The following is a 15020-nucleotide window of genomic DNA, read 5'->3' as shown; positions in this document are numbered from 1 at the left end:
CGCTTCGAGACCTGATCGTTGTCTAGCGATCCCCGTGACTAGAGGTCGTATCTCAGGCTGAGGGTCACGGTGAAGGCGCTCGTGTCGCGCGTTTCCACGGTGTACAGGATGCGGGAGCCGCGGCCCACGGTGGAGTCGTGGCTGCGGAGTTGATCCCACTCGCGAGGTTCGCTCTCGAACGGGCCGAGCGCCTTCGCGTAGCGTATCCGCGTCCCGATCGTGAACCGGTCGGCGACGCGGTAGTCCACCCCCGCCAGCGCCTGGGCGCCGAGCATGGTGTCGTGGAGCACCGCCGAGCCCAGCGTCGTGGTCCCGGCCAGCTTCGCGCGGAGCACCGGGTCCTCGAACGTGGCGATCCGCGCCGGATCGTTGTTTCGCTTCCACAGGCTGAGATAGTCGACGGCCATGCGCTGCACGCCCGCGCCAACCCCGACGTACGGCGTGAGCCGCGCACCGCCCGTGGCGAGATCGACGGCGAGGTTCGCGAACACGCCGTGTACGCTCACGTCGCCGGCCCCGCCGATCGCCCTCTCAAGCTCCTGGTCGGCCTTCTGGGCGGTCACCACGTCGCCGATCTCCGTCGGCGCATAGTCGTGATATGGCGCGGCGCGGTACCGGTACTCGGCCTCGACCCGGAATCTGCCGAACCGGTATCCGGCCGCGATTCCCGTCGCGACGCCCCTCGTGCGGCCGGATTCGTTCGCCCACTCGGTCGGTGGCGGCGGCGTGTCGCACTCCGATCCCGTCTCCACCCCGTCGGGATTGATGAGCAGGTCGCAGCGCGTGCCCCAGTCATTGTCCGTGCCCACGAGCCGCATGGCCGGAGCAAGCGTGAACCCCAGCTCCGACCCGACGTACGGCTGCGCAGTCACCTCGCCGGCCGCCAACGCGAGCGCCAGCGCAACGATGGCTCCTCTCATCCGTCGCCGCCGTCCGCGTCCCCGGAACCCACCGCCCGCTGGAGGACCTCCTGGATGTCGAGGCCCAGCACCGACGCGAGTCCCTCCATCGTCCCGTAGGCGCCGCGCACCCTCTGGTTGAGCGCGTTGGACACGCCCTCTCCCTGGCCGCCGTCCATGACGACGACGCGGTCGATGTCCACGCCTTCCACCGCACCGACGGCGATCTCGAGCAGTTCGGGGAGCTTCTCGGCCATGAAAACGGCGAACGCGGCCTCGCCTCCGGTCTGGACCTCGGCATAAAGCCGCTTCAGGACCTCGACCTGGGCCTTTCCGCGCTCGAGGATCGGGGCCGCCTCGGCCTCCGCCCGGGCGAACGCGGCCATCTTCTCGGCCTTGGCGGGCTCGATCACGTCCGCCCGCAGGCGCTGCTCCTCGCGCTCCACGCGCTTCATCTCGAGAACCTTCTCCGCCTCGACCTCGGCCTCCTGCGCCTTCACGCGCGCGATCTTCTCGGCCGTGTCGCCCTCGCGGTGCAGTTCGGCCTTGCGCACCCGCAACTCGTTCTGGGCCTCGGCGATCTTGATCGAAGCCGCGGCCTCCCGCACTTCGGCGCGCCGCCTCGCCTCCGCCTGAGCCTCTCGCGTGTCGGCCTCCGCCTGCGCCTCGGCGATCTCCGCCTGCCGGATCGCCTCGGCCGACTTCTCCCGCCCGATCGCGTCGAGGTAGCCGCGCTCGTCGCTCACGTTCTGGATCTTGAGCACGTCGAGGTGGAAGCCGAGCGACGCCAGGTCCTCACCCGCATCCTCCGCCAGCGCCTTGGCGAAGCCCAGCCGGTCCTCGTTGACGGCTTCCGGCGTCAGCGTGGCGAGCACGCCCCGCAGGTTCCCCGTGAGCGTGTCCTGGGCGAGTTCCCGAACTTCCTCCTCCGTTTTCCCCAGCAGGCGCTCGACCGAGTTGTTGAACACCCATTCGGGCTCCGAGGCGATCTTCACGTTGGCGATCGCCTCCACGCTGAGCGGGATGTTCCCCTTCGAGAAGGCGTTGTTGACGGAGACCTCGATGGGGATGGTCTCGAGGTTCATGTGCTGGACCGTCTCGATGATCGGGATCCGGAGCGTGCGCCCGCCCGAGATGGAGCGGTAGCCGACGGCCTGGCCGTCGGTCAGCATGCGGTTCCGGCCGGTGATCACGGCCGCGCGGTTGGGGGGAACGATCACGATCAGGTTCTTGATCGTGATGATCGCCACGAGTACGACGACGAAGAAGACGCCCGCCATCACCACGGGGGCGGCCAGGACATTCAGAAAGTCTTGCATTTCGACCTCATTCCTCGAGCAGCTTCATGTCTTCGGGATCCATGGGCACGACATCCGCGATGCCGTCCGTCATGCGCACGACGACGACGGACTGTCCGGCGCGCAGCGGCAGGTCGTCCGGGCACGTCGCGTCCATGCGGGCCCGCACCCGGAAGCGGCGCTCGCCGCGCGACACCTTCACCGTACCCGCGCCGTCCGGCGCTATTTCCATCGTGACTTCGCCGGTCAACCCGGCCAGCGAACGCTCGCCGAGCGCGGTGCCGGCGCCCGAGCGCTTGATGTAGCGGAAGGCGGCGCCGATGAACGCCCCGGAGGCGAGTCCCGTGACGCCCGCGATGGCGGCCGTGACCGCGGGACTCGTGAACCAGTGAAGGATGGCGCCGGTCGCGCCGAACCCGAACATCGCGTAGACGATCGTCCGCAGCGAGAGAAGTCGCGCCACGTCCGTCGCGCCCCCCGCGTCCAGATCCGCGTCGACATCCACGTCGATGTCCATGCCGTCCAGGAAGTCGCCGAACACGGACAGCGCGAGGAAGCCGCCGCCTACGAGAAGACTGAAGACGTATATCGTGAACATGTGTCGACCTCCTCAGCGCCAGGCGGCGACCGTCTCGGCCACGAAATCCTCGAACACGCGCGGCGCGTGGCCCAGCACGTGGCTCATCGTCGCGAAGTCCTCCTCCGTCGCGATGAGCCCGGAGAGAAAATCGGAGAGAAAATACTCCGACATGATCCGCAGGTCCCTCACGAGCCAGTCCGGCAGGCGCCGGGCCGCGCGCGCCTCCCACGCGTCGAGGTCGTCGCCCACGTACTCGATCTCGCGGTCGAGGTGCTCGCTCCAAGTGCGGGCGACGTCCGCGCTCGTCAGGAGTTCGGGTCCGACCACCGGATGCCGAATCCCCTCGTGGCCGTCGTCGAGGAGCGCGTTCACGGTGGCGTCGGCGATGTCGCGGACATCGACGCGGTGCAGTCCCACGCCGCCGAGCGGTGCGGGGTAGACCCCGGCTTCGAGCGACCGTCGCAGCCACAGGTCGTTCTGGAAATAGTGGTTCGGCTCGATCGTGGCCCACGGCACGCCGGAGGCCTCGAGCGCGGCGAGGATATCCATCTTGCTCGCGAAGTGGGGAATGTGGGTCGCCGCGTGCGCGCGGTGCGCGGAATGGAAGACGATCCGCTCGACGCCGGCCTCCGCGGCCGCATCGATGGCCCCGATCCCGAGCCGCGCCTCCCGCGGGTGGAGCGCCGTGAGGAGGTGCATGCGCGACACGCCTTCGAGCGCCGGCGCGAGGGTGTCGGGCCGCTCCAGGTCGCCTTGGGCGAATTCGACCCCCGCCTCCGACCCGCCGGCCCCGTCCGCCGAGCGCGTCAGGCACCGGACCGCTACGCCGCGGGCCACCAGGCCCTCGACGACCCGGCTCCCGACGGTCCCCGTCCCGCCTACGCAAAGCACATCCGCCATCCACGCCTCCTGTCGCCCCGTGGTTCCGTGAGGTTCCGACGATACGTGGCACTTGGAGGGGAGGCGAGTGCCGCCCGGCATAGCCCCGCCGCCCGCCGTGACCCCGCCGCCTGCCTGCCACGAACGAGTTGATAGCCCGTTGATCGCTGGCCGGACTCTGGAGGGTGAATCTCGGAAGGCACGGGACGGAGGGTCCGCCCCGGAGCGTCGCGACGAGCGCGCCAACGATCGTGGCGGCCGCGACCACGCCTCCCGACGACCCGGGAAGGGGAGGGGACGATGAAGAGGACGAAAGCGGGACGCTGGGCACTCCTTGGCTTCAACCTGGTGCTGGCCACGGCCATCCTGGCGCAACCCGGCCAGGCCGCGTCCGCGCGCGGCGGCGACTGCGTGAGCGACTGTGGCCTGGCATGGTCGGATTGCGTCCTGGACGGTGGCTGGGGCTGCAACTACGAGCTCAGCGAGTGCGTGCGGGAATGCGCTCTTTCCATGTGGGGTCCTTCAGATCGCGATCCCTTTCGATGGTGATCACATGAGGCTGAATACGACGGGGGGCCGCGCGCGGCCCCGGTACTGGACGACATTCGCGGCCGCGATGGTGGCTGCCGCATGTCTGGAACGGGACGACCGTACCGACACGATCGGTTCGGCGGAACCGGGAGCGGACTTCGGAGCGGACCCCGCGCATCTTCGCGCGGGGCCGCCCCGCCTGCGGCTCGGAAGCGCGTCCGGGGATGGGCAGACGGACTTCCACGACATCGCCGGCGTCGTCGTGGACCGGCCGTCCGGTGTGCTGGTCGTCGCGAACCGGGGCGATGCCACGCTGCGCACGTTCACGCTCGATGGGGCGTGGCGCGACACCCGCGGCGGCGTGGGCGGCGGTCCGCGTGAGCTCGGGGAACTGGCGGCGCTCTTCGGATACCGCGGCGATTCCGTGGTGGTATACGACGAGGCGGGGGGACGCGCGTCCGTCTGGCCGTACACCGGCGGAGGCGTGCGGCGCGTCGGGATCCCGATCCCTCCCGGGGACACCCTGCAATCCCCGCGATTGCAGGGCGCCATGGATGACGGCCGCCTGGCGTGGGCGGTGCCGAGGCCCGACCGGCGGGTCGACGAAATGGGCGAGTCTCATCCCCTGCAGGTCGTCGTCTTCCTGACGTCGGCCGATGGGACGGGGTTCGACCCCATCGCCGAGACCACGGGGACCCGCGTCTTCCGCTACCCCGGAGACTCATTCATTTCGGGCCAGATTCCGTTCTCGCCTCAGCCGTTCGTGCTGCCGCTCGATTCGGTCCTTCTCTTCGGGTCCACGGCACGCCCGCGCGCGGAGCGGGTGACGGGTGGCGGCCTACCGCTGGCTCCGATCGAGTTCGCCCTCCCATCGGTTCCCGTGACGGCGGAGGACCGGGAGATGGCGCTCGCTCCCATGCGCGCCGAGATGAACCGCCTCCTGCCGACCCACATGCGGACCCGGATCGCGGCCACGCTCGATGTATGGGCGTTTCCCGACTCCCTCCCGCCTCTGGGAAACGTGATTGCGGGTGCCGACGGACGCGTCTGGGTGACGGGTTACCGGCCGCGAATCGATGCCGCGCGCGGCGAGGACGACGTTTCGGTCTGGAGCGTGTACGCCGGGCCGGGAAGCCCCGCCGTGAACGTCGAGTTCCCCGGTGGATTCGATTTACTGTGGGCCGACGAAACGGAGGCGGTCGGGGTGGTGCGGGATGAACTCGATGTCGAATACGTCCTGATCGTCCCGCTGCCCGCGGGCGCGAGGACGCCGGGGAGATGAAGCGGATCGGGATCCAGGACATCGGTCTCGCCGTGTGCCTCGTCCTCCTCGCGGTGATCGCCTTCCGTCCGTCGGGGGTGGTCGGCGGCCGTCTGCGGGAGTGGAAGGACGAGCGGCAGGTGCTCGCGCGCTACCGGGAGGAGTGGAGGGAGGCCGCCGCGAATCGAAGAAGTGTGCTCGGCGGCGGCGATGCCCCGCAGACGATCTTCGAGTTCAGCGACTACCGGTGCCCCTTCTGCCGCTCGTCTCACGAGACCGTGAACGGGTGGGTGGCGTCGGGCGAGGCCAGGGTCGTGCTCGTTCACGTGCCCCTTTCGGACCGTTCGGCCCAGGCGGCGCGCGCGGCGATCTGCGCGGAGAAGCAGGGAGCGTTCGTGCGCATGCACGACCACCTGATGACGAACGAAGACTGGGAGACCGGAGACGTGGACTGGGAGTCGGTCGCGGTCGCGGCGGACGTTCCCGCGGGAACGCTTCTGGTCCGCTGCCTGAACGCGGCCGCAACGACCGAGCGCCTCGCCCGGGACGCCGCGCTCGCCGACCGCTGGCGGATCACCGCGACCCCGACCTTCGTGTCGGAACACGCCCGAATCGTCGGCGCCGCGTCGGAGGCCGACCTGACGAAGCTGCTCCGCCGGTGAGCACCCGTCCGCGGCTGCCGGATGGATCGGGCGGAAGTGGTTCCGCCCCGGCTTACTCGGAAGGTCCTTAGGAAGCGGCGATGCGGGTCAGGGCGTCGCTCAGGTCGGCCATGTAGCGGTCCACGTCCGCCTCGGCGATCGGGGGGCCGTGGATCGGGGCGATCCAGGCCGGGGGGTGCCGCTCCAGCATCGCGTGCAGCGCGTCCATGACCCGGTTCGGGTCCGCATAGCGCAGCCAGGGCAGCGTCTGGGCGTGGAACTCGTGTACGCCCTCCGCGCGTCCGTCCTCCGGGATCCGGCCCCAGTCGATGTCGCAGGCGCCGGGGGCGTGGAGCGTGCCGAAGCCGTCCGCCACGAACAGGATGCGAGAGGTTTCGTCGTAGACCCACGTCGTGTGATTCCGGTCGGCGAGCGGGGGATCGAGCACCACGAACCGCCGGCCGAGGACGTCGGTGACGTCACCGATCTTCGTGCGGCGCGCGTACGGGAGGCCCTGGAGGTCCGCGTCCCCGCAGGAGGCGACGATCTCGAAGTCGCCCCAGTCGCGGCGAAAGGCGGGAATGTTGCCGGAGTGCGGATAGTCGGAGTGGGAGAGGACGATGGCGCCGATGCCGCGTCCGGCGGTGGCGTCGCTGATCCGGTCCGAGAGGCGCTGCCGGTGGTGGAAGGAGCCGGAGTCCATGAGGATCGCCCCCTCCGGGGCCTCGACGAGGTAGACGGAGACGTGGATGTGGCCGTCGGTCTCCGGGAAGCACTCGTGCACCCAGGAGACTCCGCCGCCGAGAGTGATCGCGCTCACAGGACGCCCCCGCGCCCGCTCGCGGCCACCCGCCGCACGACCTCGTTCATGCGCTCGTAGTACGGGGCCGCGTCCGCTCCCGGGATCGGGAGTCCGTGCGCCGGCGCGAGCCCGTAGCCGGCGAACTGGACTGCGAGCGCGTCCGTCGCCGCCGTCACCTTTTCCGGCACCACGTACTGGAACCAGAACATCACCCGGCTGTGGAACTCCTCGAGGCGCCCCACGTCCACCACCGTGTCGATCTCGTCCGTGCGTCGCAGGCTCTCGCCGCTCTGGTGCGGAAACCCCATCCAGTCGACGGTGAAGAGCGTGCGGGTCGTCTCCTCGCTCATCCACGTGTGGATCGCGGCGTCGAGGAAGGTCGCCTCCGGGAAGCGGACCCGGAGCCCGCCGAGATCGATCTCATCCTCGGGCCCCACCTTCATCGCGTCGTCGAGGTGGTACAGCGCGTGCGTCTCCCCGGTCGCCGGCGCCACGAGGCGGCAGTCCGGATAGCGCCGCAGCACCTGCATCGTATTCCCCGCGTGGGGCACGTCCGGATGCGAGAGGGCGAGGTAGTCGAGCGGCCGCCCTTCGAGCAGTTCCTCGAGCGCCGGGAGAAGGATGTGGCCCGAGGCCGGAGAGAGGGTGTCCCAGAGCAGCGTCCTCTCGCCCGTCAGCAGGTACGCGTTCTGCGGGACGTAAAGCTCGTTCCCGGCCCTGTACCAGTCCGCGCCGCTCTCCAGCACCGAGCGCGCGATCCCGGCCCGGTGCCCGCCGCACTCCTGGATCCAGTGGATCCCCGGCCACACGTCGCGCCGCCAGCCGCGGCCCGTCGCCACGGTCATCCTCTCACCTGCGGGCTCGCTCATGCGGGGCAGTCTACCGAACGCCCGCCCGCCGCCACCAGCCCGGAAGTCCGCGCCCGCCGACCCTACCCCAGCCGGAAGTTCAGCGCCGCCGCCACCTCCGCCTGTCGTTCGTCGAGGGTGATGAACGAGACATCCGAAGGCCTCTGCGCCACGTGCAGGGCGCACGCCACGTGCCAGAGATCCGCGCCACGCAAGTAGCCGGCTCGGAGGGCGGTCCGCATCTCTCGCGACAGAGGCCGGTTTGGCTGAACCCAGCTGAATCCGGAGACCAGATCCTCCGGGAAGGGCTGTTCCTCTCTGGCGCAGACGGATCGGAGTTCCGCTTCCAGGAGATTGGATGACATCAGATCCCGGAACCCCCGCAATCGGCGGACGATCTCGTCCGCGCCCGCCTCGACGAAAGCGACCGAGACGATCGCGGACGTGTCCACGTAGGCGGCGCTCACTCTCCTCGGTCGGCCAGAAAGCGTTCCAGGGCGCCTGGCACCGGCGTTCCGAGCTCGATCGGCTTCCGATGCTTCGGGCGAGGCGTGAGAATCCCTCGCCGCTCCAGATCCGCCAGCCGCTCCTCGAGATCCGTGCTCTCGCGCCGAAGCGGACGGAGCTCGGCCACCGGGTCTCCCCGGTAGGATATGGTCACGGTTCGTCCCTCCCTCACATGGCGTAACACTTCGGAGAAACGGGCCTTCGCCTCATAGGTCGAGTAGAGCAGTTCCATCGACACAGCATAACTAGTCAGACCAGTCATATCAATGCCCTCCGGCCTCCCCGTGGCCTGTCCCGGACGAAGGTCTCACATTCCCTCCCATGAATGCCCGAGGATGGCCCGCTCCATCATCCGGACGTCAACGCGCGGCGGCCGCGGCGGCCCTGGCCGTGATGTCGTTGGCCGTGGTCGGGTGTTCGCCGTCGGGGGAGGAGGCGGCGTTTCCGAGCCGGGCCATCGAGATCGTGTCGTGGGCGACGCCGGGCGGACCCACGGACCTGCTCTCGCGGGCCCTGGCCGAGGCCGCGCCGCCGCACTTCGACGGCCGGCGCGTCACCGTCATGACCAGGCAGGGCGGAGCGGGGGCCGCCGGCATGCAGTACCTGCAGGGACGTGCGGGCGACCCCCACGTGCTCGGCGTCTTCACGGCGAGCGGCACCGTGAACATGGCGACGGGGCGGATTCCGTTCTCTCCCGGGGATTTCACCCCCATCCTCCGCATCCAGATCGACCCCTTCCTGATCGCGGTGCGGGACGACAGTCCCTTCCACACGCTCGGCGACCTGTTCGAAGCCGCGCACGCGCGGCCGGGCGAGGTCTCGGTGTCGGGGTTCGGGGCGGCGTCGGCCCACTTCCTCGGCTTCGCCCGCCTGAGGGCGGCGGCGGGAGACCCGGACGTGCGCTGGATCGCGTACGAGGGGTCGGCCGACGCCGTGGTGGCGGCGCTCGGCGGGCACACGGACGCCGCGCACACGAACTACAACATCGTGCGCGAGCACCTGAGGGCGGGGACGATGCGGGTGCTGGGGGTGGCGCTTCCCGTCGAGGCGCTCCCGGACACGCCGAGCTACGCGGAGCAGGGATACGACCTGGCTCCGGTCCACTGGCGCGGGGTCGTGGGACCGCCGGGGCTGGATCCGGCGCTACGCGCGGACCTGCGCGCGCGGCTGATGGCCGCGATCGAGGACCCGGGGTTCCGCGAATACATGGAGCGGGCCGCGCTGGAATACGCGACGATGGCGGACGCGGACGCGTTCGGCGCCTGGATGGCCGAGGAGGTGGCGACGAGCCGGGACATGCTGCGGCGGCTGGGCATCCTGGATGAGTAGTTCCTCCGCGGGCGGGGACATGCGATTGCGCCTGCTCGCGGAGGCCGGGGTCCTCGCCGTCGTGGCGGCGGGGGTGCTGCTGGACTCGCGCTCCTACCCGGGATCGCTGGCCGAGGGGGCGCCGGGTCCGGCCTTCTTCCCCCGGCTGCTCGCCGTGCTGCTCATGGGCTGCGCGGCCTGGCTCGCGATCCGGGCCGCGCGCCGGCCGCCGGAATCGGACGCGGGACGTTCCCGCGGGAACGCGAAGACCGGCTCGGGAGCCGGCCGCGGCGCCCGCCTGGGGCTGGGAGCGGCGTGGATCGCCGTCTTCCTCCTCGCCTGGCCGCGGCTCGGGACCCTCGTGTCGGTTCCGCTCCTCGTCGCCGGACTGATGTGGCTGACGGGCGAGCGCTCGCGGCTCGCGCTCATCGCCGTGCCGCTCGCCTTCGCCGCCTTCATCTATCTCGTGTTCATGGTGGCGCTCGGCGTGCCGCTCCCGTCCGGCTTCTGACCCGCCCGTGTCCGCGTTCCTCGACGGCCTGCTGACGGCGCTCCAGCCGGGGAACCTCGCGGCGCTCCTCGCGGGGAGCCTCCTCGGCGTGTTCGCGGGCGCGATGCCGGGGCTGAGTTCGACGGTGGGACTCGCGCTCGTCCTTCCGGTCACCTTCGCCCTCGACCCGACGCCGGCGCTCCTCATGATGGTCTCGATCTACATGGCGGCGGAGTACGGCGGTTCGATCACCGCGATCGCGATCGGCGTGCCGGGGAGTTCGCCCGCCCTCGCCACGACCTTCGACGGCTACGCCATGACGCGGCGGGGCGAGGCGGGACGCGCCCTCGGGATCTCCCTCTTCTCCAGCATGAGCGGCGGGCTCCTCGGGACCGTCCTCCTCGTCCTGGCGCTGGGGCCGCTCTCGCGGGCGGCGATCGCCTTCGGGCCGGCGGAGTACTTCGGACTCGGCGTGTTCGGGCTCTCCATCGTCGCGAACCTCGTGGGAAAGGACCCGTTCAAGGGGATCGTGAGCGCGCTCCTCGGACTCCTCTTCTTCGTCGTCGGGCTCGACGTGCTCACGGGGGCCCCGCGGCTCACGTTCGGCACGAACGCGCTCATGGACGGTCTCGGGCTCGTCCCGATGCTGATCGGCTTCTTCGCGATCGCGGAGGCGCTGGCGGCGGTGACCGGCCGCCGCAGGTCGACGCCCCCCGGAGACGGCATCGCCGGCGCCCTCCCGAAGGCGCGCGAACTGTTCGGCCTGTGGCGCACCATTCTGCGCGGATCCGCCATCGGGGGCCTGATCGGAGCCATCCCCGGGGCCGGCGCGACGATCGCCTCCATCGTGGCGTGGAACGAGGAACGGCGCGTCTCGAAGACGCCGGAGCGGTTCGGGACGGGCCTGCCGGCCGGCATCGCGGCGCCGGAAGCGGCGAACAACTCCTGCGTGGGGGCGGCGATGATCCCGCTCCTCGCGCTCGGGATCCCCGGTTCCGCCAGCGCCGCGGTCCTCCTCGGCGGCCTCACCGTGCAGGGCGTGGCGCCCGGTCCGCTGCTCATGACCGAGCGCGCCGAACTCGTCTACGCGCTGTACGCGGGATTCGTGGTGGCGGTGCTTCTCATGCTGGCCGTCGGGCGGCTCGGGATCCCCCTCTGGACGCGGGTGGTCCGGCTGCGGCCATCGATCCTGATGCCGCTGGTCGTGGCGATCTCGCTCGTGGGCACGTTCTCCCTCCGCGGCAACGCGGCGGATGCCTGGGCCGCCCTCTTCTTCGGGCTCGTCGGCTTCGCTATGCTGCGAGGCGGTTACCCGCTGGCGCCGGCGGTGCTCGGCCTCATCCTCGGTCCCATGATCGAGACGAACTACCGGCGGGCCCTGAGCCTGTCCTCGGGGTCGCACTCGATCTTCCTCGAGAGCCCGATCAGCCTGGTGCTGGTCCTGCTCGCGGTGGTGAGTTTCGCGGCCCCGGCGATCCGCGGCCGCCTGATATCCGGGAGGACCAGAGCGCCCGAACCCGGACCCGACGCACACGACGGGCCCGACACACGCGACGAACCCGGCACACACGACCACGAACCCCAACAAGAGGAACACGAGTGAGCGCGACGCGTGCGGTCATCGACTTCATACTCGAGACGACGATGGACGACTTTCCGAAGCGGCTGCTGTCCGAGGGACGGCGCTGCGTCACCGACGGGACGGGCGTGATCCTCGCCGGGTCGACGGACGCCTGTTCCCGCATCGTCCAGGAGCAGATCGCGGTGCAGGGCGGGAACGCGCAGGCGACGATCATCGGCCCGCCGGACGCGCGCGCCCCGGCGTCGCTCGCGGCGCGCGCCAACGGAACGGCGGGCCACGCGATGGACTTCGACGACACGCAGCTCTCGAACGCGCCCGACCGCATCTTCGGGCTCCTCACGCACCCGACCGTCGCGCCCCTCTCGGCGGGGTACGCGGTGGCGGAGCGGGAAGGGGCCACGGGGGCCGAGTTCCTCGAGGCCTTCCTCGTCGGGTTCGAGGTGGAGTGCAAGATCGCCGAGGCGATCGACCCGCGGCACTACATGGAGGGCTTCCACTCGACGGCGACGATCGGCACGCTCGGCGCCTGCGCCACGGCCGCGAAACTCGCCGGCCTGCAGGCGGACGACCTCGCGATGGCGCTCGGGATCGCCGCCAGCCTCTCGTCGGGGATCCGGCTCGGGTTCGGCACGATGACGAAGCCGCTCCACGCGGGCCGGGCGGCGGAAAACGGCATCCTGGCGGTCGACCTCGCCGCCCGCGGCTTCACCGCGGGGCACGACGCGCTGGAGGCGCCGTGGGGCTTCTTCCGCGTCTTCGGCGGCGGCTTCGAGCCCGAGCGGCTGGTCGGCGCCCTCGGCTCCCCCTACACGCTGCTCGACCCCGGCGTCTCCGTGAAACCGTTCCCCTCCGGGAGCCTCGGCCACCCCAGCATGGCCGCCATGCTCGAACTCGTCACCGAGCACGATCTCGCGCCGGACGATGTCGCGCAGATCACGTTCCGCGCCGGGCACAACATCCTGAACCCCCTGCGGTATCCGGTGCCGAGGAACGAACTCGAGGCGAAGTTCTGCATCCCCTTCGTCCTCTCGAGCATCGTCCTGCGGCGGCGGGCCGGGATCCGCGAGTTCCACGACGACTTCGTGCTCTCCGACGAGGCGGCGGACATGATGCGCCGCGTGACCGTCCGGTTCGACGAAGAGATCGACGCCCGCGGGTACGACCGCATGCGGAGCGCGATCGACGTGCGGCTCCGCGACGGGACCGAGCTTCACACGGAGGCGGACACGTATCCGGGCGGGCCGGAGCGGCCGCTCACCCGGGACGAACTGCATGACAAGTTCCGCGACTGCGCGAGCCTCGTGATGGACGACGCGCAGATCGACGGCGCGCTGGACCGGCTCGAGCGCGTGGACGAACTCGCGCACATCGACGACCTCGTGGACGCCCTCTCCACGGCCCCGGCGGGAGTCCCGGCGTGAGGCGCGCCGCCGGTGCCCTTGCCCTGCTCGGGACGCTGTGGCTCGCGGCCTGCGGCGATGCGACCCGCTCCGACGAGGCGACTCGAGCGGCCCTGGACGCGGCGGCCGACGCGGCGGGGCGCGGACCCTACGACGCTCTCCAGGTCGAGACGGATCTCATGGTGGAGATGCGCGACGGCATCCGCCTCGCGACCGACGTCTACCGCCCCTCCCGCGAGTACGAGCCCGTCGACGGGCCGTTTCCCGTCCTCCTGCACCGGACCCCGTACGACAAGACCTCGCGCGGGCTCGTGGACCAGGCGCGCTGGTTCGCGACGCACGGCTACGTCGTCGTGCTGCAGGACACGCGCGGGCTCTACGCCTCCGAGGGCACCTTCCAGAAGTACCACGAGTTCGACGCGCCCGACGGCTACGACACCATCGAGTGGATCACGGGGCTCGACTACGCGGAGCCCTCGGTCGGCATGTGGGGCACCTCCTACGGCGCGCACACGCAGGCGGACGCCGCCAAGCTGGACCCGCCCGGGCTCAGGACGCTCGTGCTCACGATGGGAGGACTCTCCGACGCCTGGACGCACAAGGTCCGCAACCACGGCGCGCTCGAACTCGGCCAGCAACTCGGCTGGGCCCACCTGCAGCTCGCGGCGGTCGCGGACGACCCGGAGATCCGCCTCCGCCTCGCCGAGGAGCCGCCGTCGGACTGGTTCCCGGACACGCCCTTCCAGAAGGGAGAGAACCCGCTCTCCGCCGCGCCGAATTTTGAGGACTACTACCTCACCATGCAGAACCACGGCGACTATGATGACTATTTCCGTGGGATCGGCCGCAACTGGGTCGAGTACTATGACGAGACGTCGGACATCCCGATGCTGCACGTCGGCGGCTGGTACGACTCCTACGCCCCGGGCACGATCCAGAGCTTCGTCGAACTCTCGCGGCGGAAGTCGGCGCCCATGACGCTCCTCATGGGTCCGTGGACGCACGGCGGGAACAGCCGCTCCCACGCCGGCGACATCGAGTTCGGGGCCGAGGCCGCGGTCGAGGACTTCTCGCGCGAGTTTCACCTGCGCTGGTTCGACCGGCACCTCCGGGGGCAGCGCGCGAACGACCTGTTCGAGAGCGACGAGAGGCTGGCGGGCGAGGCCGCCGGCCCGGTCACGATCTTCGTCATGGGGGGCGGCGACGGTCGCCGGGACGAGAACGGACGCCTCTTCCACGGCGGCGAGTGGCGCACCGCGCAGACCTGGCCGCTGGAGGACACCGAAGCGACGCCCTTCCACCTCCGCGCGGGCGGCGGGCTCACCCGCGAGCCGCCGAGCGGCGACGAGGGATCGACCGCCTACACCTACGATCCCGCGCGCCCGGTCCCCACGATCGGCGGGGCCTTCTCCGGCGCGCTGAAGCGGGGCGGCTACGACCAGCGCGAGCGCACCTTCCGCTCGCTGCAGGGCGGCTCCGAGAACGGCTTCTTCGCCTCGGAGGTCGACGGCCGCCGCACCGCCGACCGGCCCGACGTGCTCGTGTTCGAGACGGAGCCCCTGGCCGAGGACCTGGAGGTCATCGGACCGGTCACGGTCACGTTGTGGATCTCATCCAGCGCTCCGGACACCGACTTTACCGCCAAGCTCGTCGACGTCTATCCCCCGAACGACGACTATCCGGACGGGTTCGACCTCAATATCACGGACGGCATTCTCCGCGCCCGCTACCGGGATTCCCGCGAACGGGAGACGCTGATGACGCCCGGAGAGGTCTACGAGATGGAGATTCGACTCTTCCCCACGGCCAATCGGTTCCGGGCCGGCCATCGCATCCGGCTCGAGATCTCGAGTTCCAACTATCCCCGCTTCGACGTGAACCCCAATACGGGCGAACCGCTCGGGCGCCACACGCGCATGGTCCCGGCCGAGAACACGATTCATCACGCCGCCGACCGCCCGTCGGCGATCCACCTCCCGCTCCAAAGGAGATAG

At 70.6% G+C, this 15020-nt stretch carries 16 protein-coding genes; 8 read left to right on the top strand and 8 right to left on the bottom strand.

What is annotated here, in order from left to right; genetic code table 11:
• Window positions 1-38 precede the first annotated feature (38 nt).
• From ACOGI9_RS08645 to ACOGI9_RS08630, 4 genes are read right to left on the bottom strand one after another with little or no spacing between them, the layout of a single operon-like run.
• On the bottom strand, window positions 39-920 hold the full coding sequence (locus ACOGI9_RS08645) for an outer membrane protein (protein ID WP_419856743.1): 882 nt from the start codon (window positions 918-920) through the stop codon (window positions 39-41).
• Window positions 917-2218, bottom strand: a complete 1302-nt coding sequence (locus ACOGI9_RS08640) for a flotillin family protein (RefSeq protein WP_419856742.1) — start codon at window positions 2216-2218, stop codon at window positions 917-919. The genes ACOGI9_RS08645 and ACOGI9_RS08640 overlap by 4 nt, the downstream gene beginning before the upstream one ends.
• Before the next feature lie 7 nt (window positions 2219-2225).
• A complete protein-coding gene (locus tag ACOGI9_RS08635; RefSeq protein ID WP_419856741.1) occupies window positions 2226-2795 on the bottom strand; it encodes an NfeD family protein in 570 nt (189 codons plus the stop codon).
• A 12-nt stretch (window positions 2796-2807) separates the two neighbouring features.
• A complete protein-coding gene (locus tag ACOGI9_RS08630; protein WP_419856740.1) occupies window positions 2808-3677 on the bottom strand; it encodes an SDR family oxidoreductase in 870 nt (289 codons plus the stop codon).
• A 279-nt stretch (window positions 3678-3956) separates the two neighbouring features.
• On the opposite strand from ACOGI9_RS08630, the gene ACOGI9_RS08625 reads away from it, so the two are divergent.
• Genes ACOGI9_RS08625 through ACOGI9_RS08615 form a run of 3 tightly spaced genes read left to right on the top strand, consistent with a single transcriptional unit; the run spans window position 3957 to window position 6110 of the window.
• Window positions 3957-4205 carry a hypothetical protein gene (locus tag ACOGI9_RS08625; RefSeq protein WP_419856739.1) on the top strand — a complete coding sequence of 83 codons (249 nt, stop codon included), beginning with the start codon at window positions 3957-3959 and terminating at the stop codon, window positions 4203-4205.
• A gap of 4 nt (window positions 4206-4209) precedes the next feature.
• Window positions 4210-5469, top strand: a complete 1260-nt coding sequence (locus ACOGI9_RS08620) for a hypothetical protein (protein ID WP_419856738.1) — start codon at window positions 4210-4212, stop codon at window positions 5467-5469.
• Window positions 5466-6110 carry a DsbA family protein gene (locus ACOGI9_RS08615; RefSeq protein ID WP_419856737.1) on the top strand — a complete coding sequence of 215 codons (645 nt, stop codon included), beginning with the start codon at window positions 5466-5468 and terminating at the stop codon, window positions 6108-6110. The genes ACOGI9_RS08620 and ACOGI9_RS08615 overlap by 4 nt, the downstream gene beginning before the upstream one ends.
• Window positions 6111-6177: 67 nt before the next feature.
• On the opposite strand, the gene ACOGI9_RS08610 is transcribed toward ACOGI9_RS08615, so the two are convergent.
• From ACOGI9_RS08610 to ACOGI9_RS08595, 4 genes are all read right to left on the bottom strand, one after another.
• On the bottom strand, window positions 6178-6909 hold the full coding sequence (locus ACOGI9_RS08610) for an MBL fold metallo-hydrolase (RefSeq protein WP_419856736.1): 732 nt from the start codon (window positions 6907-6909) through the stop codon (window positions 6178-6180).
• On the bottom strand, window positions 6906-7760 hold the full coding sequence (locus tag ACOGI9_RS08605; RefSeq protein ID WP_419856735.1) for an MBL fold metallo-hydrolase: 855 nt from the start codon (window positions 7758-7760) through the stop codon (window positions 6906-6908). Before ACOGI9_RS08605 ends, ACOGI9_RS08610 begins: the two co-directional genes overlap by 4 nt.
• A 62-nt stretch (window positions 7761-7822) precedes the next feature.
• Window positions 7823-8206, bottom strand: a complete 384-nt coding sequence (locus tag ACOGI9_RS08600) for a PIN domain-containing protein (RefSeq protein ID WP_419856734.1) — start codon at window positions 8204-8206, stop codon at window positions 7823-7825.
• Window positions 8203-8478, bottom strand: a complete 276-nt coding sequence (locus ACOGI9_RS08595) for a type II toxin-antitoxin system Phd/YefM family antitoxin (protein WP_419856733.1) — start codon at window positions 8476-8478, stop codon at window positions 8203-8205. The genes ACOGI9_RS08600 and ACOGI9_RS08595 overlap by 4 nt, the downstream gene beginning before the upstream one ends.
• Window positions 8479-8639: 161 nt before the next feature.
• Here ACOGI9_RS08595 and ACOGI9_RS08590 point away from each other — a divergent pair, with 161 nt between their 5' ends.
• The 5 genes from ACOGI9_RS08590 to ACOGI9_RS08570 are packed head-to-tail and all read left to right on the top strand — an operon-like array spanning window position 8640 to window position 15020.
• Entirely contained in the window at window positions 8640-9575 is a 936-nt protein-coding gene (locus ACOGI9_RS08590) for a Bug family tripartite tricarboxylate transporter substrate binding protein (RefSeq protein ID WP_419859262.1), read from the top strand.
• A complete protein-coding gene (locus ACOGI9_RS08585) occupies window positions 9568-10065 on the top strand; it encodes a tripartite tricarboxylate transporter TctB family protein (protein ID WP_419856732.1) in 498 nt (165 codons plus the stop codon). The genes ACOGI9_RS08590 and ACOGI9_RS08585 overlap by 8 nt, the downstream gene beginning before the upstream one ends.
• Before the next feature lie 7 nt (window positions 10066-10072).
• A complete protein-coding gene (locus ACOGI9_RS08580) occupies window positions 10073-11647 on the top strand; it encodes a tripartite tricarboxylate transporter permease (RefSeq protein WP_419856731.1) in 1575 nt (524 codons plus the stop codon).
• On the top strand, window positions 11644-13047 hold the full coding sequence (locus ACOGI9_RS08575) for an MmgE/PrpD family protein (protein ID WP_419856730.1): 1404 nt from the start codon (window positions 11644-11646) through the stop codon (window positions 13045-13047). The genes ACOGI9_RS08580 and ACOGI9_RS08575 overlap by 4 nt, the downstream gene beginning before the upstream one ends.
• A complete protein-coding gene (locus tag ACOGI9_RS08570; RefSeq protein WP_419856729.1) occupies window positions 13044-15020 on the top strand; it encodes a CocE/NonD family hydrolase in 1977 nt (658 codons plus the stop codon). Before ACOGI9_RS08575 ends, ACOGI9_RS08570 begins: the two co-directional genes overlap by 4 nt.

Origin of the sequence: Candidatus Palauibacter irciniicola (assembly GCF_965208695.1) — a bacterium.
GTDB classification, from domain to species: Bacteria; Gemmatimonadota; Gemmatimonadetes; order Palauibacterales; family Palauibacteraceae; genus Palauibacter; species Palauibacter irciniicola.
The sequence above is the reverse complement of the archived record's forward strand: the minus strand, read 5'-3'. Positions and strand labels throughout refer to the sequence as shown.

Coding starts and splice junctions, on each gene's coding strand:
- ACOGI9_RS08615 (WP_419856737.1), top strand. CDS start 5,466: ATGAAGCGGATCGGGATCCAGGACATCGGTCTCGCCGTGTGCCTCGTC.
- ACOGI9_RS08625 (WP_419856739.1), top strand. CDS start 3,957: ATGAAGAGGACGAAAGCGGGACGCTGGGCACTCCTTGGCTTCAACCTG.
- ACOGI9_RS08645 (WP_419856743.1), bottom strand. CDS start 920: ATGAGAGGAGCCATCGTTGCGCTGGCGCTCGCGTTGGCGGCCGGCGAG.
- ACOGI9_RS08635 (WP_419856741.1), bottom strand. CDS start 2,795: ATGTTCACGATATACGTCTTCAGTCTTCTCGTAGGCGGCGGCTTCCTC.
- ACOGI9_RS08590 (WP_419859262.1), top strand. CDS start 8,640: ATGTCGTTGGCCGTGGTCGGGTGTTCGCCGTCGGGGGAGGAGGCGGCG.
- ACOGI9_RS08640 (WP_419856742.1), bottom strand. CDS start 2,218: ATGCAAGACTTTCTGAATGTCCTGGCCGCCCCCGTGGTGATGGCGGGC.
- ACOGI9_RS08620 (WP_419856738.1), top strand. CDS start 4,210: ATGAGGCTGAATACGACGGGGGGCCGCGCGCGGCCCCGGTACTGGACG.
- ACOGI9_RS08630 (WP_419856740.1), bottom strand. CDS start 3,677: ATGGCGGATGTGCTTTGCGTAGGCGGGACGGGGACCGTCGGGAGCCGG.
- ACOGI9_RS08595 (WP_419856733.1), bottom strand. CDS start 8,478: ATGGAACTGCTCTACTCGACCTATGAGGCGAAGGCCCGTTTCTCCGAA.
- ACOGI9_RS08585 (WP_419856732.1), top strand. CDS start 9,568: ATGAGTAGTTCCTCCGCGGGCGGGGACATGCGATTGCGCCTGCTCGCG.
- ACOGI9_RS08605 (WP_419856735.1), bottom strand. CDS start 7,760: ATGAGCGAGCCCGCAGGTGAGAGGATGACCGTGGCGACGGGCCGCGGC.